Origin of the sequence: Mycolicibacterium nivoides (genome assembly GCF_003855255.1) — a bacterium.
GTDB lineage: Bacteria > Actinomycetota > Actinomycetes > Mycobacteriales > Mycobacteriaceae > Mycobacterium > Mycobacterium nivoides.
On sequence record NZ_CP034072.1, the window covers coordinates 2385825 to 2410820 of the forward strand.

A 24996-nucleotide genomic window follows, 5' to 3' on the forward strand; every position below is an offset into this window, starting at 1 on the left:
TCTGGCGAGTTGCGATTGCACTGAGGGCTGTGGTTCTTGCCGAACCACAGCCCTCAGTGCAATCTCAGCGCCCGAACTAGCGGCTCCAGCCTGATTCGACGCTCAGCGGCGGCAGCCTGATTCGCCGCTCAGCGGCGGCGGCCCGTCCCGAAGATGCTGCGGGTAATCTCGCGGCCCAGGACGGTACCCGCCGAGCGCATGGCGCTCTTGAACGCCGAGCTCTTGAGCACCTGCTCGAGCATTCCCGGCTCTTGCGGTTGCGCCGGGGCCGGCATCGCCTCGATGTCACCCGAGGCCTCGACACCGCCGAAGCCGCCCGGATCGTCGGCGCTCGGCGGCGGGGCCAGCCTGGCGGCCAGCCGCTCGTAGGCGGAATCACGGTCCACGGTCTGGCCGTAGGTGGCCTGCAGCGGGCTGGCCTGCGCGGCGGTCTTGATGGCGTCGTCGCCGATCGCGGCCATCAGCGATCGCGGCGCCCGCATGCGAGTCCAGGCCACCGGCGTCGGGGCACCCTGCTCGGACAGCACCGTCACGATCGCCTCGCCGATACCCAACGAGGTCAGCGCCTTCTCCAGGTCATAGACGTCGGTCTTCGGGTAGGTCCGGACGGTCTTCGAGAGCGCCTTCTGATCGTCCGGGGTGAAGGCACGCAAGGCGTGCTGCACCCGGGCGCCCAGCTGCGACAGCACGTTGTTGGGGACGTCGGTGGGCAGCTGCGTGCAGAAGAACACGCCGACGCCCTTCGAGCGGATCAACTTCACCGTCTGCTCGACCTGCTCCAGGAACGCCTTGGACGCGTCGGCGAACAGCAGATGCGCCTCGTCGAAGAAGAACACGAGCTTCGGCTTGTCGACGTCACCGACCTCGGGCAGCGTGGTGAACAGATCAGCCAGCACCCACATCAGGAACGTCGAGAACATCACCGGCCGCGCGGCCTGGGCTCCCAGCTCCAGCAGGCTGATGATGCCGCGGCCCTGCGCATCGGTACGCAGCAGATCCTTGGGCTCGAGCTCGGGTTCGCCGAAGAACGTGTCGGCGCCCTCGGCCTCCAGGTTCACCAGTGCGCGAAGGATCACCCCCGCCGTCGTCGCCGAGACCGCGCCCAGCGCCTTGAGCTCGGGCTTGCCTTCGTCGCTGGTGAGGAACTGGATCACCGACCGAAGGTCCTTGATGTCCAGCAGCGGCAGGCCCTTCTGATCGGCCCAATGGAAGATCAGGCCGAGCGTGGACTCCTGAGTCGCGTTGAGGCCCAACACCTTCGACAGCAGAATCGGGCCGAAACTGGTGATGGTGGCGCGCACCGGGACGCCGATGCCCTCGGTGCCCAGCGACAGGAACTCCACCGGGAAGGCGGTCGGCGTCCAGCTGTCGCCGGTGTCCTTGGCGCGCTGCTCGGTCTTCTCGTTCGACTCACCGGGCCTCGACAGCCCCGACAGGTCGCCCTTCACGTCGGCCATCACCACCGGGACGCCCGCCGCCGACAACTGCTCCGCGATTACCTGCAGCGACTTGGTCTTGCCGGTGCCCGTGGCACCCGCGATCAAGCCGTGCCGGTTGACGGTGGCCAACGGGATGCGGACCTGAGCAGTGGGATCGACGGTGCCGTCGACAACCACCGTTCCCAATTCCAGTGCCTGGCCTTCGACTGCGTAACCGGCAGCGATCTGCTGCGCGGGGGTGGCTGTCGATTCGGTGGTCATGCCGCGGTCCTCCCAGTTTTCGCGAACGAGCCAATCGGGGTCTGACACTACTTGCCGGACGGCACACGCGGTGGGTGTGGCGGCTCGACGCCCGGCATGGGAATAATGTGGATCTTCGTGCGAGACGAACTTGTATGGATCGACTGCGAGATGACAGGCCTGGACCTCAAGTCCGACCGCCTGATCGAGATCGCGGTTCTGGTCACCGACGCCGACCTGAACATCCTCGGGGACGGCCTGGACGTGGTCATTCACACCGACGATGAGGCGCTGTCGTCCATGGTCGACGTGGTCAAACAGATGCACACCCGGTCCGGGCTGATCGAAGAAGTACGGCAGTCGACCGTCGATGTGGCCACCGCAGAAGAGATGGTGCTCGATTACATCCGCGGGCACGTCAAGACGGCCAAGGCCGCTCCCCTGGCGGGCAACTCGATCGCCACCGACCGCGGCTTCATCGCCCGCGACATGGCAAAACTCGACGATTACCTGCACTACCGGATGATCGACGTCAGCTCGATCAAGGAGCTGTGCCGGCGCTGGTACCCCCGGATCTACTTCGGCCAGCCGGAAAAGGGTCTCGCACACCGCGCCCTGGCCGACATCCACGAGTCGATCCGCGAACTCAAGTACTACCGCTCGACCGCGTTCGTCGCCCAGCCCGGCCCGTCTACCAGCGACATTGCCGCCATCGCGGCCGAGCTCGGCCCGCCGAAGGACGACGCGCCAGAAACCGATTCGGCTCTGGAGCACCCGAGCAGTTAGTATCTACGAGCCGCATACGCCGAAAGGCACCGCGGCGATGGTGGCTGTAGTTCAGTTGGTAGAGCACCAGGTTGTGATCCTGGCTGTCGCGGGTTCGAGTCCCGTCAGCCACCCCGATATCGGGAACGCCGTCTGCGCAAGCAGGCGGCGTTCCTGTTTTCGGCGCTCTACCGGGTTTGCGATCATTCAGCTCGGGCTGCAGGACCAATCCCGAAGACGCTGCCCGCCAACCTGCTGGCCCACAGGCGGGAACATGAAAGCGCCTGTGGCCAAGCGCCCCTCAAGACCGCTGGCCGCCACCGACGCTGGTCTGCCACCGAAGGCGAGGTGTCGTCGCGCCCGGTGTGCATGACTTTGACGGCGCCGTGGCAGCTGGGGCTACCGACGGCAGGTCCGCTCAATCCTTGACGTCCGGATCCCAGGTCGAAGGCAACATCGGCACCGTCGGACCGTCACCGAACCCGGCATCGCCCAACGTCGTCAATCCCGTCGTCGTGGCATCCGCCTTGTCCCGCACCCCAGAAAAGCCCAGCGGCCCCGCACCGCGATCCGACACCAACGGCGGCGCCTCCGGCGCGGCACCCCCTTGCAGGTCATCCTGCAGGTCCATGAATTCGTTGCCGTGGCCTCTGTCGCGCATCCCGGCTCGGCGACGTCGGCGAGCCCGCGCCTCGCGGGCGTTGGCTCCGGCTCCGGTCGCGGCCATATCGGGCTCGGGGGCTTTCTTCTTGGCGGTGGTCGCCGCGGTGGCCCGTGTCGCGGCCGCGACGCCGACGCCGGGGGCGCCGATCAAGTACGGCGGGACGAATCCCGACCCACCACCCGGAGCGGCCGACGGCCCTGGCGCGGAGGCGACGGTTGCGGTCGCCGACGCCCCGGTAGCCGGGGCCGTGGGGGCCGAGGGAGCGGTCGGAGCCGGTGGGCTTCCGGACACCGTCGACGCGCCCCCTGCGGCCGGCCATGACCCCGGTTCGGCGCCGGCCGGGATCTCCGCGGCACCGGGTGCGGGCGGCTGGATCGCGGCCAGGCCGGCTATCGCCCACCCCAGGTTCGCGGCCACAATGCCCAGAGCCGGCTGAATCAGCGCCGGGGACAACTGGACGACGACCTGCAGCAACTGGGCCGCGTGGAAAGCCATGTCGGCCAACACCATAGGGAGGTTGGTCAGCAAGGCAGCGGGGTCGTTGAGCAGATTGTCGATCAGTAGGTGAATGTTCTCGATCTGCTCTTGTCCGACTTCCAGCCACCATCGCGGGTCGAGTGGGCTCAAGTCTCCGTGGCCATGGTCGTCATGGTCATGATCGTGGTCATGGTCATGGTCATGGTCATGGTCATGGTCATGGTCGTCGTGGTCGTGCTCGCTGTGCAGGATCCGCGGGGCCGCCGGGGTGGACGGGGTGGATGCCACGGCAGCCTCCGACACACCTTGATAGCCCTCCATCGTGGTGGCGGCCTGGACCCACATCCGCACGTAATCGGCCTCGTTCAACGCGATCGGAATGGTGTTGATACCAAAGAAGTTGGTGGACACCAGGACTGCGTTCCGCGCATGGTTGGCGGCCAACTCGACCAGGGTGGGCATCACCGCCAAGGCACTGGCATAGGCCGCGGCTGCGGTTTCATGCCGGGCAGCGGCCGCAGCGCTGTCGGCGCCGGCCTGGTGTAACCACGCCAGATAGGGAAGATGAGCGGCGACGTACCGTTCCGCACTCGGCCCCTGCCACGCACCTGCCTGCACCCCACCGAGCACCGCTGCGAGTTCTTCTGCGACTGCGGCATATTCGACGCTCAAGGACGCCCATGCGCCGGCGGCAGCCAACATCGCGCCGGGCCCGGGGCCGCTGCTGAGCAACGCGGAATGCACCTCCGGTGGCGAGGCCATCCATACCGCGGCCATGAGAAACCCTCCTTGTAGACCGTCTACTCGAAGCGTCCAAATTATTGAATATGATTGTCATTATCAATGAATCTGGTGAAACTCATAGAAAGCCCGCCGGAAGCAGCTTCAGGTTCTGCACGGTCGCCACAGCACCGCGCCGAGATGGAGCGGTGAAAGTTATTGTGGTTCAAAATATCTGGCGACGTACCGATGACATGTCGGCCGCGCCCAGAAGGCATACAGCGGTCACCAACGGCTCACCGCCAACAGACAGGCAGTCAAAATGTGCCTGCCCGGACACCGGCCCATCCACAACGGCGGCCGGGAAATGATCGAGCCGGGACACCCCCGGCCGACCGCTACTTCGACGCGCGCCCTGCGCCCTTCTTGATCCGCGGGGCCAGCTGCACGACTTCGGGCACGACGGTCGGATTCTCGTATGCGGTGGTCACCAGCGACACCAGGGTGTTGGCGACGTCGCGCAGGGCCGACATCCGGGCTGGAAGGGCACCTTGGGCCACCCACGTCGCGACCAACTGGTCCAGCAGGTCGCGGTCGGCGCCACGAAGGATCTCGGTGTCATCGGTGGGGCCGACGCCGACCCGGATGAGCGACAGCTCGGGATGCTCGATGCGCCACGAGTGCAGGATCTCGTCGAGGGCGGCCTTGCTTGCGCTGTACGCCGCCACGCCGGCCCGCGGGCGACCCACGTCGTAGCTGGACGCCACCAGGACCACACCGTTCTCGGCGAGTCGGGGCGCCGCGGCGCGCAGCACGTTGTTGGCGCCGACGGTGTTGACGCTGAATGCGTGCAACCAGGTGGCGACGTCGGTGTCCTCGATATAGGCGAACGGGATCACCGTGCTGGTGAACACCACGGCATCCAGGCCGCCCAGGGCGTCCGCCGCGTCGTTGACCACTCGGTTGATCGCCGCGGAGTCCTCGACGTCGAGTTCGAAGGCGTGTCCGCCGGTGACCTCCGCCAGGGAATTCAGCAGGTCGATGCGCCGTGCGGCCACCGCGACCTTGGCGCCGCGTTCGGTGGCACTGACCGCAACAGCGTGGCCGATGCCCGACGAGGCACCGACGACGAGGAGACGCAGACCGGCTGCATCGGCTCGCTGACTGCTCATTCTGGATCAACCTCCATGGGGTCATCTCGAGGTGTTAGGTCACCCTTTGCTCGTCGGACATTACCGCGTGCGATGAGTTCCGGACGCGCGGCGGGTCCACTTAAGAGAACGAGATTCTCCGAACTTCGATCAGGAGCCCTTCATGACGACAGGAAAACCTCCGATAGTCGACCAGCAGGCCTGGCGCACCGCGCTGGACGACCTGCGGCGTCGGGAGAAGGCCGCCACCCGGGAACTGGACGCGATCGCTGCGGCACGACGACGCCTACCGATGGTGGAGTTGCCGGACTACACGCTCATCGGCGCCGATGGGCCGGTGCGGCTGGCCGACGTATTCGACGGCCGCAGCCAGCTGATCACCTACCACCACATGTGGACCGACGGCGCCGAATGGCAGTGCGGCGGCTGCACGGGGTTCACGTCGCAGTTCACCCGCCTCGACTTCCTCGACAACTACGACGCCCGCTTCGTCATCGTCACCAACGGACCGATCGAAGAGGCACTGGCCTACCGCGACAAGGTCGGCAACCGGATGGACTGGTACTCGTCGTCGGACAGCTCCTTCGGCGCCGACGTCGACGCCGCGCCGGGCGAAGGCTTCGCGGTCAATGTGTTCCTGCGTGACGGCGATACCGTGTACCGCACCTGGCACACCAATGGCCGTGGCACCGAACAGCTAAGCCACTCCTTCGCCCTGATCGACCTGCTGCCGTACGGCCGGCAGGAGGAATGGCTCGATTCCCCCGAAGGGTGGCCTTCGCGACCCACATACTCGGGCTGGCTCGACAGCCCGGACATTGCCCGCCTGTATGGAAAGGACCCTCGATGACCGCATCAACCGACCAGGAACGCTTTGTCGTCACCCGCACCATCTCCGCGTCCCCGGCCCGGGTGTTCGCCGTCCTGGCCGACCCGGCCCGGCATTGCGACACCGAGCCGGGCGACTGGCTGCGCGACGCGATCGATCCCGAGCCGATCACCGGGACCGGCCAGATCTTCGCGATCAACATGTTCCTGCCGCAGGCCGGCGGGCACTACGTGATGCACAACCTGGTGACCGTCTTCGACAAGGACCGGACCATCGCCTGGCTGCCCGGCCAACTCGACGAGACCGGCCAGATTGCACCGGGCGGCTGGAGCTGGCGCTACGACCTGGCCCCCAACGGCGACCAGACCGACGTCACCATCACCTACGACTGGACCGACACCCCGCAGAGCTTCCGCGACCAGATCGGCGGGATGCCGCCGTTCGACAGCGACTTCCTCGCCGAATCGCTTGCGGCACTGGACCGCGCGGCGAAGTAATCAGGCGGGCACCTGGTCCAGGAACCCGAGCACGGTCTGTATCCGTCCTTCGGGGTCGGTGGAGAGCACGTCGAAACCGACCACCACCGGCTCGGCGTCGCGCGGACCGAGACCCCACTGGAAACGCGCCTGCTGGTGGTGGGCGTCCGGCCCGCTGACGAGTGTGAACACATAGCCCGGGAACTGGGCCTGCACGGCCTCGACGGCGCCGGAAATACCGTCGTGCCCACTCACCTGAGCCAGCGGATCGGTGTAGGTGACGCTCTGCGCCCAATGCCGCTCGAGCAGCGCCCGCCGCTCGTTTGTATCGGTGGCATTCCAGGTGCGCAGGTACGCGGTGACGGTGTCGTCGAACTCGGCCATGTCGCCTCTTTCACGGTAATCAACTGGGACCCAGTTAGATTCACCGATTCGAGAAGCGTTGTCGATTACCGCGCAGGTAATCGGGCGATGCCGAAAATCAGGTGCTGGCGTTGCCGGTGCGCCACTGGTCCCAGGGGATGTTCCAGTCCCCCAGGCCCTCGGTGCCCGGCAGTATCGAGCCCACGGTGTTGACAACCTCGACGATGTCGCCACGCTTGGTGTTCTCGTAGAACCAGCGGGCGTTGGCTGTGCTGACATTGAGGCAGCCGTGGCTGACATTGCTGTAGCCCTGGCTGCCGACCGACCACGGCGCTCCGTGCACATAGATGCCGCTGTAGGACATCTGGGTCGCGAAGTCGACCTCGGTGCGATAACCGTTGGGCGAGTTGACCGGTACCCCGTAGGTCGACGAATCCATGACCATGTGGTCGAAGCGGTCGCCGATGATGTAGACGCCGTTGTTGGTCGGAGAACTGTTCTTGCCCATCGAGATCGGCATCGCCTTGATGACCTCGCCGTTGCGCCGGATGGTCAGCGTCTTGGTGTTGTCATCGGCAGAGGCGATCACCTCGTCGCCCACGGTGAAGTGGGTGGACACGTCGCCCTGCCCGAACAGTCCGTCACCCAACGCGACGCCATAGGTGTTGACGGTCACGTCCACCGAGGTGCCGGGCTTCCAGTATTTGGCTGGGCGCCAACGCACTTCGCGGTTGTTGAGCCAGTAGAAGGCCCCTTCGACCGGCGGGTTGGTCTTGACCGTGATGGCGCGCTGGGCGGCCAGCCGGTCGGTGATGTTCTCGTCGAAGCGGATTGCCACCGGCTGACCCACCCCGACCACTTCCCCGTCGTTGGGCAGGACGTAGGGCATCGTCAGGTTCGCCGGCGAGTGCGTCTCGAACCGCAGCCGGCGGTTGGCGACACCGCCGAGCCCCAGCGACTGCGCATTGAGGGTGTACTGCTCGTTGTAGTCGAGCGGGTCGGTGGTCGACCACGTCAGCCCGTCTGCGCTGAACTTGCCCGCAACGCTGCCACCCTCTTCGTTGGTCATGGTGACCCCGCCGAGCACACCGTTCTCTGCGCTCACCGTGACCGGTGCGTCGACGGTTACCCCGACCGCACCATCGGTCACCGAGGCGTTGACCCTGGGGACCAGCAAGTCGCCGTAAGGAGTGCCCTTGTCGGTGATCACCGGCGGCGGCCCCTGCGGATCTTCGCCCCCGCACGCCGTCAGGCCCAACATCATCGCCGGCACCATGGCAACCACCGCTCGGCGGAGCGCACCCCGATACGGACGGGTCAGCGTCTGGGCCTGCCCCATGTTCGTCCTACCCCTCGCACGGTCGATAGCAAATTCTTGGCAATAGTCTAAGGGTTCCAGCCGGATCGAGCCGACTTGAACATGTCTCCAAGCCTGCCACCAGCGGATTTCACTGTTGAGTGAAACTCCTGTTATTGTCTCTCACGCGCGCCGTTAGCTCAGTTGGTAGAGCAGCTGACTCTTAATCAGCGGGTCCGGGGTTCGAAACCCTGACGGCGCACCAACCAAAAACCCTGCCTCGGCAGGGTTTTTGCGTTTCAGCGTTCGAGAGTTACTGCGGCGGTACATCTATCTGGCTCGATACCTGTCGGCGAGCCTGTCGCCGATGCTGGGTTCGGCTTCTTCCAACAACATCTCCACCGCACCGGCCAGATGCGCGGCGGCGTAGCCGTTATCGCGGTACTGCACGGTTTTGAAGCGGTCGAGTTCCCTGCGTAGATCGCCGAGCGTTTCATCGCTCACATGCGCCATATGGCTACCTCCAGTCGGTGTGACCACGGCCCACATCCCCACCTAGAGGTTCGACATGGGCCATCGGGTGTTGTCAGCGAATCCCGACGATGAGTCCGTCGGGACCGGCGCTACCGGCGAAGGCACACGCAGCAATCCTGGCAAACGGAAAATAAGTTAGCTGCAACGCAATACCCCCTTGTCACACGTTCGTCGCGTGTTGCGGCCGAGATCAACACCCAGGTCCGACTCCCCTATCCTGACCCGACGTCGACCTTAGCTGGACACCTATGCGCTAGCAACCGGTTCGACGAGAATGAGCCGTTCCCGCGGTGCAATGCAGCGGATTTCAGCTACGGCGACTCTCGAGCACAAAGTTGCACAGGGCACCTGGAGCTACCAGACGGTCACGCGTTTGCCAATCATTTTCCCCATCAAATCGGGGTAAACCGGCACGGAGCAGCCAAAGGCCCGTCGCGCGAAGCCGACACCTCAGCAAACATTTCAGCCGATCGCGCCAGTTTCTGCCGAAGCCACGGCGCCAATGCCGCACAAACCGCCTGAGATGCCGATCGACTTTGCCGTGAGCACCCCTACGGCTGCCGAGAATCCTCCCTGCGATATGCGCAGATAATGTGCTGATAATCCTGTCGTAACACAGCGAGTCGTGATAGAACTCTCAAGTTGACGTGATCGTAAGTTACTCCTTAGTATTCGGCTTCAGCGCTTCCGCTGGTCAGACGCAAGAAACCGTGTTAATCTCGAGTTAGCTGATCCATTGCGATCCAGTACCGCGTGGCGATTGCGCCAGGATAAGAGGTGTTAGCTGATGGCTACCGCAGGTGGCGTAGACCCCACGGCTGCATCAACCTCCGCATTTGTTGCTACGAATCAGCCTGTCATGGTGTATAGCTGCAACCGTCTCGGGCGCGTCGCCAATCCTCCGAGCTTCTCGTTGGCGGACTGGCTGCTGTTCCGCCGCCGCTGAGCGGCGTATCAAACTTGGAGCCGCTGAGCGGCGTATCAAACCACAAAGGCCGCTGAGCAGCGCATCAAGCGTCGCCCAGCGGCCCGTGTATCACGTCAGGGCACACTCGCCCTGCAATTCAGCTCAGCGCCGTTTGATCCGTCGGACGACGACGAACACAACCAGCACACCCGCACCGGCCAATGATGCCGTCACTGCGGGTTTCTTGATGAAGCCGATCACCGCCGACTTGAAATCGTCGGCCAGACGCTGCGGGTTGGCCCGCTCGGCCAGGGAGTCGACCGTCACCGCCAGCTGATCGCGAGCCTGGTCGATGTCCCGCTTGATGCTCTCCGGATCCCGGTTCGCCACTGTTTGCTCCTCCAAGCCGCTCCACGTCGTGCTGCCCTGCCGCACTACCCTAGATCAGCCGGCGCCGTGACGACGGAACCGGTCGACAAGAAGGGATACCCGCGCATGCCGCCAACCCCGCGCCTCGAGGTGGGAGACACCGCCCCGGCTTTCAGCCTGCCCGACGCCGACGGCAACGTCGTCAAGCTCTCCGACTACAAGGGCCGCAAGGTCATCGTGTACTTCTACCCCGCAGCCTCGACACCCGGATGCACCAAGCAGGCGTGCGATTTCCGGGACAGCCTCGCCGAACTGAACGGCGCCGGACTCGACGTCATCGGCATCTCCCCCGACAAGCCGGAGAAGCTCGCCAAGTTCCGCGACAAGGAAGAGCTGACCTTCCCGTTGCTGTCGGATCCCGACCGTGCGGTGCTGACAGCCTGGGGCGCCTTCGGCGAAAAGACCATGTACGGCAAGACGGTTCAGGGCGTCATCCGCTCGACGTTCGTCGTCGACGAAAAGGGCAAGATCGCCGTCGCGCAGTACAACGTGCGCGCCACCGGTCACGTCGCCAAGCTGCGCCGCGACCTGTCCCTCTGACTCGACCCGGTCAGGACTGAGTCGTCAGCAGGAAAACCAGGAAACCGAGGTAGGCCGTGACCATCGCGGCCCCCTCGGCCCGGTGCACCCGCCGGCCCGAGACGAAGATCGGGATACAGGCCAGGCTTGCGGCCACCATGAGCGGGATGTCGATCCACACCAGGCTGTGTGTCAGCGCCAGCCCGTTCGCCGGCACCAGGCAGGTGATGCCGAGGATCAGCAGGATGTTGTAGACGCTGCTGCCGAGCAGATTGCCCACCGCGATGTCACGTTCGCCGCGCACCGTCGAGACGATCGTCGTCACCAACTCCGGGGCCGAGGTTCCGATCGCCACGACGGTCAGACCGATGAGCGCATCTGACACCCCGAATTCACGGGCTATCCCCACCGCCCCGCCGACCAGCCACTCGGCGCCGAGAATCACCACCGCGATACCGGTGGCGGTCATGACGACGTGCTGAACCGTTGTGCCGCCAACGCGTTTGGTCGCCTCACCGCGTTCCGTTACAGCCGGAAACGCCTGGGTGTACTCGGCCACTGTGGCCTGGCTCTCGCGCCGCGACATGTGAATCAGCACCGCCGTGTAGACGATGGCGCTGCACACCAGGATCAGACCGTCCAGCCGGGACAGCACCCCGTTGACGGCCAACACCCACAGCAGTACCGCCGCGCCGGCCATCACCGGCAGGTCGAAGCGCAACGTCCGTCGCTCGATCGCCAGCGGACTGATCAGCGCGCTGAGGCCGAGGATGAACAGCATGTTGACCACGTTGGTGCCGGCGATATTGCCGACTGCCATCTCCCCGCTGCCTTCCAGTGCCGCGGTGACGCCGACCGCGAGCTCGGGCAGACTGGTGCCGATCGACACCACGGTCAGCCCGACCAGCATGGGGCTGATACCCAGCCTCGATGCCAGCTGTGCGCCGCCGCGGACCATCACCTCGGCACCGATCGCCAGGGCGACCAGGCCGACGACGAACCAGCCGACGCTGCTGGCCATCTCGGTTTAGCGGGCCAGCGCTTCGAGCAACAGCGCCTCGGCCGTCGCCGCCTTCTGCAGCACTCCCAGGTGCAGGCTTTCGTTCACGCTGTGCGCCTGGGTGCCGGGATCCTCGACACCGGTCACCAGGATCGTCGCGGCCGGGAATGCTTCGGCGAATTCGGCGATGAACGGGATCGATCCACCCATGCCCATGTCCACCGGATCGGTTCCCCAGGCGGTGCGGAACGCCGAACGGGCCGCGTCGTACACCGACCCCGAGGCATCGATCGCGTAGGGCTGGCCGACGTCGCCCGGGGTGACCGTGACCTGGGCGCCCCACGGGACATGGGCTTGGAGGTGACGGGTCAACGCCTCGAGATGCGCGTGGGCGTCGCCGCCGGGCGCGACCCGCATGCTGATCTTGGCGCGGGCGCGTGGAATCAGGGTGTTCGACGACTTGTCGATGGGTGTGGTGTCGATGCCGATGACGGTGATGGCGGGCTTGGCCCACATGCGTTGCACGACTGAGCCGGAACCGATTTCGGACACGCCGGCCAACAGGCCGGATTCCTGCCGGACCCAGTCGGGTCCGCGGTCCACGTCGGCTGCGGTCGCCTCGTGCAACCCGGCGACCGCGACATTGCCGTCGTCGTCGTGCAGGCTGGCCAGCAGTCGCACCAACACGCTCAACGCGTCCGGCACGACGCCGCCCCACAGGCCCGAATGCAGCCCGTGATCCAGGGTGGCCACCTCGACCACGCAATCGGCCAGGCCGCGCAGGGTCACGGTCAACGCCGGGATCTCGGTGCTCCAGTTGTCCGAGTCGGCGATGACGATGACGTCGGCTGCCAGTGCATCTTTGTGCGCGGCCAGCAGTGCACCCAGTGACGGTGAACCGGATTCCTCCTCGCCTTCGACGAATACCGTGACGCCTACCGGAGGTTTGCCGTCGAAGGCCCGTATCGCGGCCAGATGTGTTGCGATACCGGCCTTGTCGTCGGCGGTGCCGCGGCCGTAGAGCCGGCCGTCACGTTCGGTGGGCTCGAACGGCGCGGAATCCCACTGCGTCGGATCCCCTTCGGGTTGCACGTCGTGGTGGGCGTACAGCAGCACCGTGGGTGCACCGGCCGGTGGTGGGTAGTGCGCGATGACCGCGGGCGCACCGCCCTCGCTGACGATCCGGACATCGGGAAAGCCCGCGTCCTTCAACAGCTTTGCGACCGCCTCGGCGCTGCGATGCACTTCGTCTCGCCGGGCCGGGTCGGCCCACACCGATTGGATGCGGACCAGGTCCTCCAGATCGGACCGCACCGAAGGCAACACCTGCTGGACCCGCGCCACCACGTCACTCATGGTGACGAGCGTAGTAGGTCCGCCGTCCACCGCGAGCGACCGCAAAATGCCATGAAATGCGGCGTGTCGGCGTACAGACACGGTCGCTCGCGGTGCAGAGCGGTGCACAGGGGTGCAGAGGCTAGGGCTCCTCGATGATGGCCACCGCCGCGGCGGTATCGGCCTCATGGGTGAGCGAGACATGAATGGTCACGGTCTCAAGGTGCTTGGCGATCTCGCCGGACAGCCGCACCTTGGGCCGACCCCACATGTCGGTGACCACCTCGATGTCGCGGTGGATCCCCTCTGGCAGGGCCGGCCGCTTGGAGAAACGCGAGCTCGACCAGGCCTTGATCACGGCTTCCTTGGCCGCCCACCGGGCCGCCAGGTGCCGGGCCGCCGACGAACTCTTGTCCGCGGCGTCCCGGCGCTCACCTGGCGTGAACGTCTCGGCGAATACGGTTCCCGGCCGGTCCACCTGCTCGGCGAAATCAGGTATGGAAACCAGATCGATGCCTACTCCCACTATCGCCATGGAAGCGAACCTAGCTCACCTGTCCGTGCGCGCATTCACCGCACATAGAGATCGTCATCACCGAGTCGGGCGTCCGCGTTCAGCAACATCGCGGCCTCCTGACGCTTCTCCGGCACGTCGTGGTCGAACCGGCGGTCGGCGGGCTTCTCGTACATCGGACGTCCACCGGCGATCGCCCCAGCGAGTCGACGCTGACCGGCCAGCGTGCGCTGCTCGGCACGCTTGCGGTAGTCGTCGCGCTCGGCCGGATCCAGCGCCGCGATGAACGCCTCCGGGTGCACCAGGGCAACCAGACCCGACACGTGCCCGAACCCGAGGCTGGTGACCAGACCGGCCTTGAGCGGGAACTTGCCGCGCAGGTCGAGGGTTTCGCGCACCCAGACGAAGTGGCCGGAGGTGGCCAGCTCGTCGTCGACGCAGTCCAGGCTGCGGTTCGGCGGGATGACGCCGTCGCGCAGGATCTGGCACAGACCCATCATCTGGAACACCGCCGCGCCGCCCTTGGCGTGCCCGGTCAGCGTCTTCTGGCTGACGATGAACAGCGGGGCACCCGACGAGCGACCCATCGAGTCGGCCAGCCGCTCGTGCAGCTCGGTCTCGTTGGGATCGTTGGCCAGCGTCGAGGTGTCGTGCTTGGAGATCACCGCGATGTCGTCGGCACCCACGCCCAGCTTGGCCAGCGAGCGGGCCAACTGCGAATCCTTGCCGCCACGCCCGGCGCCCAGGGCACCGAGGCCCGGAGCCGGGATCGAGGTGTGGACACCGTCGGCGAAGCTCTGCGCGTAGCCGACGACAGCCAGCACCGGCAGGCCCATCTTGGCGGCGAGGTCGCCGCGGGCCAGCAGGATGGTGCCACCGCCCTGGGCTTCCAGGAAGCCGAGACGACGACGATCGTTGGCGCGGGAGAACTTCGAGTCGCTGATGCCCTTGGCCCGCATCATCTCGGTGTCGGCGGTGGCCGCCATGTCACCGAAGCCGATGATGGCTTCCAGGGTCAGGTCGTCGAAGCCGCCGGCCACCACCAGGTCGGCCTTGCCGAGGCGGATCTTGTCGACCCCCTCCTCGACCGAGACGGCCGCGGTGGCGCAGGCGCCGACCGGGTGCACCATCGCGCCGTAGCCGCCGACGTAGGACTGCATGACGTGTGCCGCAACGACGTTCGGCAGCACCTCCTGCAGGATGTCGTTCGGCTTGGACTTACCCAGCAGGTTGCCGTGGTACATCGTCTGCATCGAGGTCATGCCGCCCATGCCAGTGCCCTGCGTGGAGGCCACCAGGCTCGGGTGCACCCAACGCATCAGCTCGGTCGGGGTGAAGCCCGAGGACAGGAACGCGTCCACGGTGGCGACGATGTTCCACAGCGCCACCCGGTCGATCGAGTTGGCCATGTCCGGGGTGATGCCCCACACCGTCGGGTCGAACCCGGTGGGGATCTGGGCACCGACCGTGCGCGACAACTTGGTCTTGCGCGGAACCCGAATCTCGGTGCCCGCCTTGCGGATCACCTGCCAGTCACCGGAATCCGGCACCGGCTGGGCCACGGTGTGCTCAGGGTCGAAGGACACGAACGCCCGGGCGTCGGCCTCGCTGGACACCACGAAGCTGAAGTCCTTGTCCAGGAACACACTGACCAGCAGCGGCGAGGCGTGATCGGGATCGATCGCACCGTCGTCGACGAACTCACGGATACCGCAGCGCTCCACCACGGCGTCGTGGTAACGCTCCACGATCTCCGATTCGGGCACCAGTTCACCGGTCTGGGCGTCGTACCAGCCGGCCTTGGGATCGTCTTCCCACTTGACCAGACCGGTCGTCCAGGCCAGCTCCAGAACACCGGCCGCCGACAGCTCGCCGGAGACCTCCATCTCGAAGCGGGTCCGCGACGAGCCGTACGGCCCGAGTTCGGCGCCACCGACGATGACCACCAGGTCCGCCGGGTCGACGTCGAGATCGGCCCACTCCGGCGCGGGGGCCGGGTTGTATCCACGCGGCGGGGACGGCAGCGCGGCAATCACACCCTCGTCCTCGTCGTCCTCGGATTCCCCTGCGGCACTGGCCATGTCCTCGCGAGCCTTGGCAGCCAGCTCGGCCATGTCGATCTTGATGTCGCCCAGTCCGCCGGTCAGGTCCGCCTTGACCGGAGCGTTGGCCGCGGCCACCTTGGCGTCCACCGTGCACAGGTTCAGCAGCATGGCTGCCATCTCCGCGGTGCTGTAGGTGGTGACGCCGGCCTCCTCGACCGCGCTGACGATGGCATCGTTGTGCCCCATCAGCCCGGTGCCCTTGGTCCAGCCGATCAGCGCATGCGCCAGGCTGACCCGATCGGCCCACGAAGCTTCGGCGCTCCAGCGGTTCACCAACGCGTCGAGCGCGGACTTGGACTCGCCGTAGGCGCCGTCGCCACCGAACATGCCGCGGTTGGGCGAGCCCGGCAGCACCACGTGCAGTCGCGACGCGATGTCGCGCTCGGCACCGATCGTCGACAGCCCGCCGATGAGCCGCTGCACGGCCCACAGCAGCACCTTCATCTCCATCTCGGAGCGGGAACCCGCCTCCGACAGATCCCCGGCCACACGCGGTGCGGCGAACGGGAACAGCAGCGTCGGGGTCTGCGCATCCTTGAGGTGGATCGATTGCGGCCCAAGGCTTTCGATCTGCTCGCTACCGACCCACTCGACCAGCTTGTCGATGTCGGCGTAGGACGCCATGTTGGCCGGGACCACCCAAAGGGTGGCGCCGAAGCGGGCGTTCTCGCGGTAGAGCTCCTTGTAGAACGCCAACCGGTCGTCGTCCAGACGCGAGGTGGTGGCGATGACGGTCGCGCCGCCGTCGAGCAGCTGCCCGGCGACCGACGAGGCGATCGAGCCCTTCGACGCACCGGTCACCACCGCGATCTCATCGCTGTAGCGGCCCTTGCCCGGGTTCTCCGCACCGGCCGCGATGCGACCGAACAGCGAGGCGTGGATGGTGCGGCCGGCGGCCAGCGCCTTGCCCTGCCACCAATTCGCCTGGGTGGCAACGACATGTCCGGCACCCTCGAAGCGCTCCGACAGGCGCGGCCACTCGGCGTCGATCTCGCCCTCGTCAGCCAGCCACAGCTTGACCAGGTCCTCACGGGCACTGGCCCAACGGTCGTCGAACACGACGGCCTTCTTGGCGTCGAACGCCGGAGCCACCAATCGCGGCCAGTCCGAACCGAGTTCGGTGGTGACCAGGTCGATCAGCTCGGCGTCGGTCGCAGCCTCGGGGGCACCGACCGGAGCGTCCAGCCCGAGCTGGCCCAGCACCAGGCGCGCGGCCGAGGCCAGCACGCCGTCGGGACCGGTGACCTTCTCGGCGAACTCGTTCAGCGCGGCCGAATCCACCACGCCGCCGCCACCGGCACCGCCGGCCGAGGGCAGGCTCACCGGCACACCCTGCCGGGCACCCACCGCGACCACCGCGGCATCGATGACCTTGTCGACGTCGGCGGCACTCGCCAGCGCGCCCGGGTGCAGACCACCCAGGTCGCCGCCACGAACGCTGCTGCCCTCACGGGTGCCCAGCGCCACCTCGACGGTGACGTGCTTGGCCCAGCCCGGACCCAGCTCCCAGGTCTTGGTGACGCGCTCGGCGATGTAGGCCGGGCGCTTGCCCGACGGGCCGAACACGGTGCGCAGCTGATCGTTGATGGCGTCCGAGAGCACCGGGCCGAACGGCTTGTAGGTGCGGGCCAGCTTGCTGACCTGTCCCTTGAGGGCGCCCAGATCCGCCTCGGCGGCACCGTCGATGGCACCCAGGTTCAGCTCGGAGCCCAGGTCGACCAGCAGCTGGTTACGGCGAGAGGACGCACCGTCGGTGATGGACTCGATGGAGTCCAGCCCCTCGATCTGGTCGATGCGCATCTTGGCGCTCAACGCGATCAGGCCGACAGTGGCATCGGCTGCGTCGAATCCGATGTCCTCGGGACGGGGCCCGCCCGACGGGGCAGCCGGGGCGGCCGCCGGTGCCGGGGCTGCCTCGGCGGCAGGCGCGGCTGCGGAACCGGAAGCCTCCACCGGTTCGTCAGCCTCGGGCTCCGGTTCCGGATCGGTGTCGCTGGCGAACAGCACCGCGGCATCGCGCTCGGCGTTGAGCACCTCGACGGTGCTGTGGGCGTACTCCGGCAGCTTCAGCGTGTTGGTGGCCAGGCCCGCGACCGTCGGCGCGTTCTTCACGCCGATCTCGACGAACCGCTCGACGCCGAGGCCTCCCGCAGCCTCTTCGATGAACAGCAGGTCCTGCGTCTCGATCCAGCGCACCGGGCTGGCGAACTGCCAGGCCAGCAGCTCGATGACGACCTTGCGGCACAACTCGATCGGGCGCTCGTTACGCCAGGTGTCGTAGTCGGCGAGGATCTCGTCGAGCGGCTCGGCCGGCACCAGATCGCGGATCTCCTGGATGAAATCCCGGTCCAGCGTGAACGGCCGGGGCACCAGGTTCGGGATGTAGCGGCCGACGACCAGCTCCGGGTCACGATCGCGGGGCAGGACGCGCTCCAGGCTGCGCCGGAAGTCGTCCACACCCACCCGCAGCACGCTGGAGTGGAACGGCACGTCGATGCCGGGCACCAGGATGAACGACCGCTTGCCGCCGCTGATCTCGCGGCGACGCTCGACCTCTTCCTCCAGCGCCTCCAGACCGCGCACGGTGCCGGCGATCGCGTACTGCGAGCCGCGCAGATTGAAGTTGACGATCTGCAGGAATTCACCTGTGCGCTCGGCGATCTCGGCGACGAAGTCCTCGACGTCGTCGTCGGCGAGGTCGATCTGCGACGGCCGGATCGCGGCCAGCCGGTAGTTTGAGCGGCCTCGCTCGTCGCGCGGCACGATGTCGTGCATCTTGGAGCCGCGGTGGAACACCGCCTCCAGCAGACCTTCGAGCTCGATGACACCGGACACGCAGGCCAGCGCGGTGTACTCACCGACGGAGTGACCGCAGGCGATCGCGCCCTCGACGAACGCGCCCTGCTCACGCATCTCGGCAACCTGGGCGGCAGCCGTCGTGGCCATCGCGACCTGGGTGAACTGGGTCAGGTACAGCACGCCCTCGGGGTGCTCGTAGTGCACACCGGAGGCGATCAGCGACGTCGGGTTGTCGCGGACCACGTGCAGCACTGAGAAGCCCAGCGTGTCGCGGGTGAACTTGTCGGCCTTGTCCCACACCTTGCGGGCGGCCTTGGACCGGGCCCGGACCTCCATGCCCATGCCCTTGGACTGGATGCCCTGGCCGGGGAACGCGTAGACGGTCTTGGGCGCCGCGAGTCGCGCGGTCGCGGCCATCACCAGTTCGGAGCCGATGCGGGCCTGAACCTCGACAACCTCTGCGCCGACGTCGATTCCGACCCGGTCAACGCGGAAATCGACCTCGTCGCCGGGCTTGACCATGCCCAGGAAGCGGGCGGTCCAGCCGACCAGGTTGGCCGGCGGAATCGGCTTGCCGTCGGTGGCGGTGACGACGTGCTGCGCTGCGGCCGACAGCCACATGCCGTGCACGATCGGCGATTCCAGACCGGCCAGTAGTGCGGCAGCCCGGTCGGTGTGGATCGGGTTGTGGTCGCCGGACACCACGGCGAACGGCCGCATGTCCACCGGCGCACCGATCGTGACGTCGCGACGGCGACGACGCGGGGTGTCGGTGGCGTTGTCCGAGATCGCGCCGCCGGCCCGGACCGGGTCGGTCAGCTCGGCCTCGCCGGTGCGGCCGCGGATCGCGAACCGCTCTTCGAGCTTGGCCAGCTCGGTGCCATCGGCAGACCTGACGACGACCGAAACCGGCACAACGCGGCCGACCTCGGTGTCGTGGGCGGCCGAAGCCGTTGCGGTGACGGTCAATTCGGCAGGCTCGGCCGGCAGCGCGGCCAGCAGGTGCGCGGCGTGGTCCAGGTGGACCAGGCTCAGCAGACCTTCGACGACCGGGAAGCCGGAGTCGGTGACAGCCGACCCGATCGCGGCGAACACCGCGGGCCAGCAGCGGCCGACCAGGGCATCCGGCACGACGGTGAGCGTCGGCGCCAGCGGTGCGCCGAAGGTGGCGGTGACGCCGGTGTGATCGGCGACCTGCTCGGGGTTCCAGGTGACGGTGACCTTGGCGGTCCCATCCACCACGGGCGGCAACGCGTCGGGTCCGTCGACGCCGGCGGCGATGGCGAGCACCGAACGCATCGCGGTCGCGGCATCGGAGACCTCGACGACCGGCGCACCACCGCTGCGGATGGCCTCGGTCAGGGTGAACCGGATGTCGATCCAGGTTCCCGACAGCGGCACCGACAGCACCACGTGCTGATCGTCGGCCACCTCAAGCCGGGCTCCGGTGGACGGATGATTGGCGGAACGGTTCGCAGAACCTTCACGCACCTGCCACTCGGCGGCCGGCGCGATCCGGTGCACCGGATTGACCGAGGTGCGACCGGCCCACAACACGTCGGGGGCATCCAGCAGCACGGCCAGCGGACCGGTGACATCGCCGCGACCCTGACGGCGCGACAGCACGGGCTGCGGCTGGGCGCCGGCGGCCAGCACCTCGTCGACGGCGGCCTGCTCGAAGCGGTCCAGCAGCTCACCGACGGGCTCGTCGACCCGGGTGATGCCGGCGACCGCGGCGGTGCCGGGGATGACGCACACCTGATCGGCGGCGTAGCGCGCATCGTGGGCCTGCCACAGCGAGTCGCTGCGCCACCAACGGCGCACATCCTTGTCGATCACCGGGACGAAGTTGACCGGCTTGCCCAGCGTCTTGCACAGCTCGACGAAGAACGGCACATCGGCCGGGTGCAGCTGCACCGAAGCGGCATCCGGGTAAGCCGAGACCAGCGCGGCCAGCGCGGCCTTCGGGTCCTCCAGCAGCGCCTCTCCGTCACCGGAAGCTTCGAACAGCGTCTCGATCGGACCGAAATCCTGTGCGTGCAAACGTGCTTCGGCACGCTTGAGCATCTGCTCGAAACGGTCGCGCCAGGTGATGTCCAGCCACGGCGAGTCGTCACGCTTGGTGTCGGCGGTGCTGTTGCCCTCGCCGATCGACAGTTCGAGATAGCGACGCAGCCACTGCAGGTAGGTCATGTCGGCGACATCGCCGAAGTACGGCTTGGCGGTGTTGGCCATCGCGGCGATGATCTCGTCGCGGCGCGCGGCCACCGCGTCGGCGTCACCGGCCACCTCGTCGAGCAGCCGGCCGCAGCGCGACGCGGTGTTGTCGATCTCGTGGATGTCGGCGCCCAGCTGGCTGCGTCCGGAGGCCATGCCGCCCGAGGCCTTGCCCGCACCCACCCATGCCTCGGTGCCCTTGGTGTCCACCAGCAGCTGCTTGACCTGCGGGCTCGTGGTGGCCTCGAGGGCGGCCATGGCGGCGGTGCCGACCAGGATGCCGTCGATCGGCATCAGCGGGTAGCCGTGGGTGGCCGACCAGCGGCCGGACAGGTAATCGGCGGACCGCTCCGGGGTGCCGATGCCACCGCCGACGCAGATGGTGATGTTGGACCGGCTGCGCAGCTCGGAGTAGGTGGCGAGCAGCAGGTCGTCGAGGTCCTCCCACGAGTGGTGGCCACCGGCGCGGCCGCCCTCGATGTGCACGATCACCGGCTTGGTGGGCACCTCGGCCGCGATCCGGATGACCGAACGGATCTGCTCGACGGTGCCCGGCTTGAACACCACGTGGCTGATGCCGAGGTCATTGAGTTCGCCGATCAGCTCGACGGCCTCTTCCAGGTCCGGGATGCCGGCACTGACCACGACGCCGTCGATCGGCGCACCGGACTGACGGGCTCGCTGCACCAGCCGCTTGCCGCCGACCTGCAGCTTCCACAGGTACGGATCGAGGAACAGCGTGTTGAACTGGATCGCGCGGCCGGGCTCCAGCAGCTCGCCCAACTCGGCGATGCGATCGTTGAAGATCGGCTCGGTGACCTGCCCGCCACCGGCGAGTTCGGCCCAGTGGCCCGCGTTTGCTGCGGCCGCGACGATCTTGGCGTCCACTGTGGTGGGGGTCATACCCGCCAGCAGGATCGGCGAGCGTCCGGTGAGCCGGGTGAACTTGGTGGAGAGTTTGACCGATCCGTCGGGCAGGCTCACCACGGTCGGGGCGTAGCTCGACCACGGGCGGGCCACCTCGGGCACCGCGCCGATGGTGAACAGATTGCGCTGGCCACCGCGGGTCGCCGCGGGCACGATCCCGATGCCGAGGCCGCGCACCACCGGGGCGGTCAGGCGGGTGAGGATGTCGCCGGGGCCGAGGTCCAGGATCCAGCGGGCGCCGGCCTCGTGCAGGTCGGTGATCTCGTCGACCCAGTCCACCTGGCTGACGAGGATGGCCTCGGTCATCTCGCGGGCGAGCTTGACGTCGATTCCGACGGCCTCGGCCCAACGAGCGACGATGTCGACGCCATCGGCCAGGCGCGGGGTGTGGAAACCGACCTCGACCTGCACCGGGTCGAAGACCGGGGCGAAGACCGCACCGCCGCGGACTTTGCTCTTGCGCTCGGCCTCTTCCTTCTCAGCGATCTGGTTGCAGTAGAGCTCGAACCGCGACAGCTGCTCAGGTGTGCCGGTGATCACAACGGAGCGACGGCCGTTGCGGATGGAGAGCACCGGGGGCAGCACGGTGCGAACGTCCTGGCTGAACTCTTCGAGCAGTTCGTAGATGCGCTCGGGCTCGGCGTTGGTGACCGACACCATCGGCGGGCGGTCGCCCAGCACAGTGATCCCGCGGCGACGGGCCACCAGGGTGCCTGCCGCGCCGATCAGCTGCGCCAGCGCCAGCAGCTGCACATCCTTGGTCCCCTTGGCGGCCAGGGCCTCGACGGCCAGCACGCCCTGGGAATGCCCGGCGACGGCCACCGGCGGGGTGGCGGCGAGGTCCATGCCCTGACGGGCCAGTGCACGCCCTGCGGCGATCTGGGTGAGCAGGACACCCGGAACCGAGACGGCGGCCGACGTCAGCTGCTTGTCGGACGGCACCGGCTCCTCGGCGGCCAGCGCGCGGACCCACTGCAGCGGCTCGAACCCGATGGGCCGCACCACGACGAGCTCGGAGGCAACCGGCTCGAGCAGCAACTCGGCCTCGCCGGCCAGGGTCGCCAGTTCGGCCTCGATACCGGCCGAGGACACCAATTCCTCAAGAGTCTCCAGCCAGGCGCTGCCCTGGCCACCGAAGGCCACGGCGTAGGGCTCTCCGGCGCTCAGCCGGTCGACGAGCGCGTGGGTGGAGTCAGCCTGCCGACCGTCGGATCCTGAGTCGTCGTTGCGACCGGCGGACACCCGGTCGTGTTCGTAGATCGTCACTGGCGCTATCTCCTCGTGCTGCTCTGGTGTTGTCGCGTGTGGCTGTCGCGTGCGGTTAGGTATCTGTCTGCATGTCTGGGGCGGTGTGGCTGCCCGGGCGACAGGCCAACGGCGATTCAGCGTCGAATCAGGCTGGAACGCCGGCCGCCGGAGCTATCCGGACGGTGTCACTCGCGTTCCCGCCGTACTAAGAGTGTCATAAGAGCGGATGGGCTTTTTCCGCCCAGATTGGTTACTGGCGAGTTCTACGCATGGGTAACCGCCGGTAACGTAACGCGGCATCGACCGGCGGCCAAAGCCATTCGGGACAAACGTCCTGTTGGCAGGTGGTTACGGTCGAGTAGCCACAACTGCGCAGATCAAGGCAGTATTGTTATCGAATCGTTATCTAAATTTTCCGCCACATCGAAGGCCCTGAAGCGGTCGCGAACCAGCAGACAATCAGGCCGATTCCGTCTAGCGAATCCGGCGCGTCCGAGCAAAAAGTTTGCTGGAATATCTTACTCGTCGGTAACTATTCAGTCCCACTGGCCGAATCGCGGCTTGAGGATGTGGTTGACGTCCACCCCGATACCACCGACATTGCGCTGGTCGATCTCCACCTGATGCAGGTGTGCCGCGGGATGGGCGACCCGCCCCGGCGAGCCCCAGTTGTGCTGCCAGAAGTACGAGCCGAGCCCGTCCTGCACCGCCCATTCGATCGTCTTGGAGTTGGCGTACACACCGACCCGTTGATGGCCGAGCACGGCCTCCCAGCCGCGCAGATACGGCGCCACCTGCTGTTTGTATTGCTCGAAGCTCGGATCGTCGTCGATCGACGCGTAGATCGGGGCGCCCACCGAACCGCCCGCCGAGGAGTGCAATTGCCAGCCACGCTTGGCGTGCTGAATCCCGGCGTTCTGCCCGCCCAGCCAGTCGGCGGTGTGCTCCTTGCCGTACTGGTAGCAGGACACGATCTTCAGGCCGTTCTGGTACAGATCGCGGGTTTCGGGCAACTGAATCGGCTTACCGAGCATCCACGCGCCTCCGGGCCGGCGGTCCGAGACGTAGCGAATTGCTCCGATGGCTCCTGACGTGCGGATATCAGCGGCACGGATGACGCCGGCGGCGTAATCGAGCAGCACGCCGAGCGGTGCGGCCCCGGCCGACGGCGCGGTCACGCCGGCGCCGACGGACACAGCGCCCGTACCCAGCCCGATCAGCGCGGGTGCAGCGGCCGCGTATTTGAGCAGTTCGCGTCGGGATATCGACACGTGCCTCAGATTACGACACGTACCTCAATAATCACTTCAACGCCACTGGTCACAGGCATATCCAGATTCACATCCGCACCGCTCGGCGATCGAGCGGGCCTCAATCGGCCGGGGTCAACCCCGCCCGCAGGGCCCGGTCCACCCCCGCCGACACCACGGCCCGGGTCAGCTCACGCAGACGGTCGTCGGAGGGCGCGCCTTCATGTTCGGCGACCGCGGCGGCGGTCGATTCGGCCAGCCGATCGATCGCGGTGTCCGTCGACCGGGCGAGCTCGGCCATCGTCCGGATGCAAAGCCGCTGATCCTCGGCGCCGCTGAGGAACGTGACCAATGCAGGATCGGTCACCTCGACGGATCCCTCGGCGATGCGCACCAACCCGAACTCCACGAGTGTGCAGACATCGTCGTCGGCCGGATCCACGTTCAGTGTCAGCGCCTTCGGCCGGCACCAGCCCGAACTTTGGATTCCCAACGTGTCCGGTAGGTCCTTGCCACTGCGCAAGCCTGCGAAGAACTCGGCGATGTGCGCAGAGTTGAAACCCTTGGCGAGTAGCTGGCTGATCGCCGTCAATTGAGCCAGGTGTCGCTCGCCGTAATACGCCGAGCGCCCGACGCGCCGTGGCGAATCCAAGAGGCCGCGCTCACGATAAGCGCGGATATTGCGAGCGCTGACGCCGGAAATGCGCGCCAGGTCTTCCAGGCGATACTCAACCAAGCCGACGTCCTCCGCGTCGGTTTGAACAGCGATTCATGCCGACACCCTACCTTCC

17 protein-coding genes and 2 tRNA genes are annotated in these 24996 nt (G+C 67.0%); 6 read left to right on the plus strand and 13 right to left on the minus strand.

Features of this window, described 5'->3' with window-relative positions:
- Positions 1-128 precede the first annotated feature (128 nt).
- Complete coding sequence (locus EH231_RS11265; RefSeq protein WP_090431990.1) at positions 129-1700, minus strand: helicase HerA-like domain-containing protein; 1572 nt, start codon at positions 1698-1700, stop codon at positions 129-131.
- 117 nt (positions 1701-1817) lie between these two features.
- Between EH231_RS11265 and orn the strand changes: the two genes are divergently transcribed.
- Both orn and EH231_RS11275 read left to right on the plus strand, forming a co-directional pair.
- Positions 1818-2465 carry an oligoribonuclease gene (orn, locus tag EH231_RS11270; protein WP_164480850.1) on the plus strand — a complete coding sequence of 216 codons (648 nt, stop codon included), beginning with the start codon at positions 1818-1820 and terminating at the stop codon, positions 2463-2465.
- Positions 2466-2505: 40 nt separating this feature from the next.
- A tRNA-His gene (locus EH231_RS11275) sits at positions 2506-2578 on the plus strand.
- Positions 2579-2862: 284 nt separating this feature from the next.
- Here EH231_RS11275 and EH231_RS11280 read toward each other — a convergent pair.
- The gene (locus tag EH231_RS11280; protein ID WP_124712438.1) at positions 2863-4362 is read right to left on the minus strand and encodes a PPE family protein; all 1500 of its coding nucleotides are present in this window, start codon (positions 4360-4362) and stop codon (positions 2863-2865) included.
- Between the two features lie 341 nt (positions 4363-4703).
- Entirely contained in the window at positions 4704-5477 is a 774-nt protein-coding gene (locus EH231_RS11285; RefSeq protein WP_090431996.1) for an SDR family oxidoreductase, read from the minus strand.
- A gap of 142 nt (positions 5478-5619) precedes the next feature.
- On the opposite strand from EH231_RS11285, the gene EH231_RS11290 reads away from it, so the two are divergent.
- Complete coding sequence (locus EH231_RS11290) at positions 5620-6306, plus strand: DUF899 domain-containing protein (RefSeq protein WP_090431998.1); 687 nt, start codon at positions 5620-5622, stop codon at positions 6304-6306.
- Positions 6303-6782 carry an SRPBCC family protein gene (locus EH231_RS11295; protein ID WP_124712439.1) on the plus strand — a complete coding sequence of 160 codons (480 nt, stop codon included), beginning with the start codon at positions 6303-6305 and terminating at the stop codon, positions 6780-6782. The genes EH231_RS11290 and EH231_RS11295 overlap by 4 nt, the downstream gene beginning before the upstream one ends.
- Here EH231_RS11295 and EH231_RS11300 read toward each other — a convergent pair whose 3' ends face one another.
- Both EH231_RS11300 and EH231_RS11305 read right to left on the minus strand, forming a co-directional pair.
- Positions 6783-7145: a nuclear transport factor 2 family protein gene (locus EH231_RS11300; RefSeq protein ID WP_090432001.1), complete on the minus strand. Its 363-nt coding sequence runs from the start codon at positions 7143-7145 to the stop codon at positions 6783-6785.
- 97 nt (positions 7146-7242) lie between these two features.
- Positions 7243-8463, minus strand: coding sequence for a L,D-transpeptidase (locus tag EH231_RS11305; protein WP_124712440.1), 1221 nt, complete (start codon positions 8461-8463; stop codon positions 7243-7245).
- Between the two features lie 147 nt (positions 8464-8610).
- Here EH231_RS11305 and EH231_RS11310 point away from each other — a divergent pair.
- A tRNA-Lys gene (locus EH231_RS11310) sits at positions 8611-8686 on the plus strand.
- Between the two features lie 65 nt (positions 8687-8751).
- Here EH231_RS11310 and EH231_RS11315 read toward each other — a convergent pair.
- Both EH231_RS11315 and EH231_RS11320 read right to left on the minus strand, forming a co-directional pair.
- Positions 8752-8934 (minus strand): hypothetical protein, encoded by a 183-nt coding sequence (locus EH231_RS11315; protein ID WP_044522430.1) that lies wholly within the window; start codon positions 8932-8934, stop codon positions 8752-8754.
- Between the two features lie 1090 nt (positions 8935-10024).
- Positions 10025-10252 (minus strand): DUF3618 domain-containing protein, encoded by a 228-nt coding sequence (locus EH231_RS11320; RefSeq protein WP_044524135.1) that lies wholly within the window; start codon positions 10250-10252, stop codon positions 10025-10027.
- A gap of 105 nt (positions 10253-10357) precedes the next feature.
- Here EH231_RS11320 and bcp point away from each other — a divergent pair, with 105 nt between their 5' ends.
- Complete coding sequence (gene bcp, locus EH231_RS11325; protein WP_044524133.1) at positions 10358-10831, plus strand: thioredoxin-dependent thiol peroxidase; 474 nt, start codon at positions 10358-10360, stop codon at positions 10829-10831.
- A 10-nt stretch (positions 10832-10841) separates the two neighbouring features.
- Here the strand turns inward: bcp and EH231_RS11330 are convergent, their stop codons facing one another.
- The 6 genes from EH231_RS11330 to EH231_RS11360 form a co-directional block, all read right to left on the minus strand.
- Positions 10842-11831 carry a calcium/sodium antiporter gene (locus EH231_RS11330; protein ID WP_124712441.1) on the minus strand — a complete coding sequence of 330 codons (990 nt, stop codon included), beginning with the start codon at positions 11829-11831 and terminating at the stop codon, positions 10842-10844.
- Positions 11832-11837: 6 nt separating this feature from the next.
- A complete protein-coding gene (locus tag EH231_RS11335) occupies positions 11838-13166 on the minus strand; it encodes a dipeptidase (RefSeq protein WP_205264175.1) in 1329 nt (442 codons plus the stop codon).
- A 121-nt stretch (positions 13167-13287) separates the two neighbouring features.
- Positions 13288-13680: a holo-ACP synthase AcpS gene (acpS, locus tag EH231_RS11340; RefSeq protein WP_090432005.1), complete on the minus strand. Its 393-nt coding sequence runs from the start codon at positions 13678-13680 to the stop codon at positions 13288-13290.
- Positions 13681-13715: 35 nt separating this feature from the next.
- A complete protein-coding gene (locus tag EH231_RS11345; protein WP_090432007.1) occupies positions 13716-22973 on the minus strand; it encodes a type I polyketide synthase in 9258 nt (3085 codons plus the stop codon).
- A gap of 518 nt (positions 22974-23491) precedes the next feature.
- On the minus strand, positions 23492-24226 hold the full coding sequence (locus EH231_RS11355) for a DUF1906 domain-containing protein (protein WP_124712443.1): 735 nt from the start codon (positions 24224-24226) through the stop codon (positions 23492-23494).
- A 100-nt stretch (positions 24227-24326) separates the two neighbouring features.
- Positions 24327-24941 carry a MerR family transcriptional regulator gene (locus EH231_RS11360; protein ID WP_164480852.1) on the minus strand — a complete coding sequence of 205 codons (615 nt, stop codon included), beginning with the start codon at positions 24939-24941 and terminating at the stop codon, positions 24327-24329.
- Between the last annotated feature and the right edge of the window lie 55 nt (positions 24942-24996).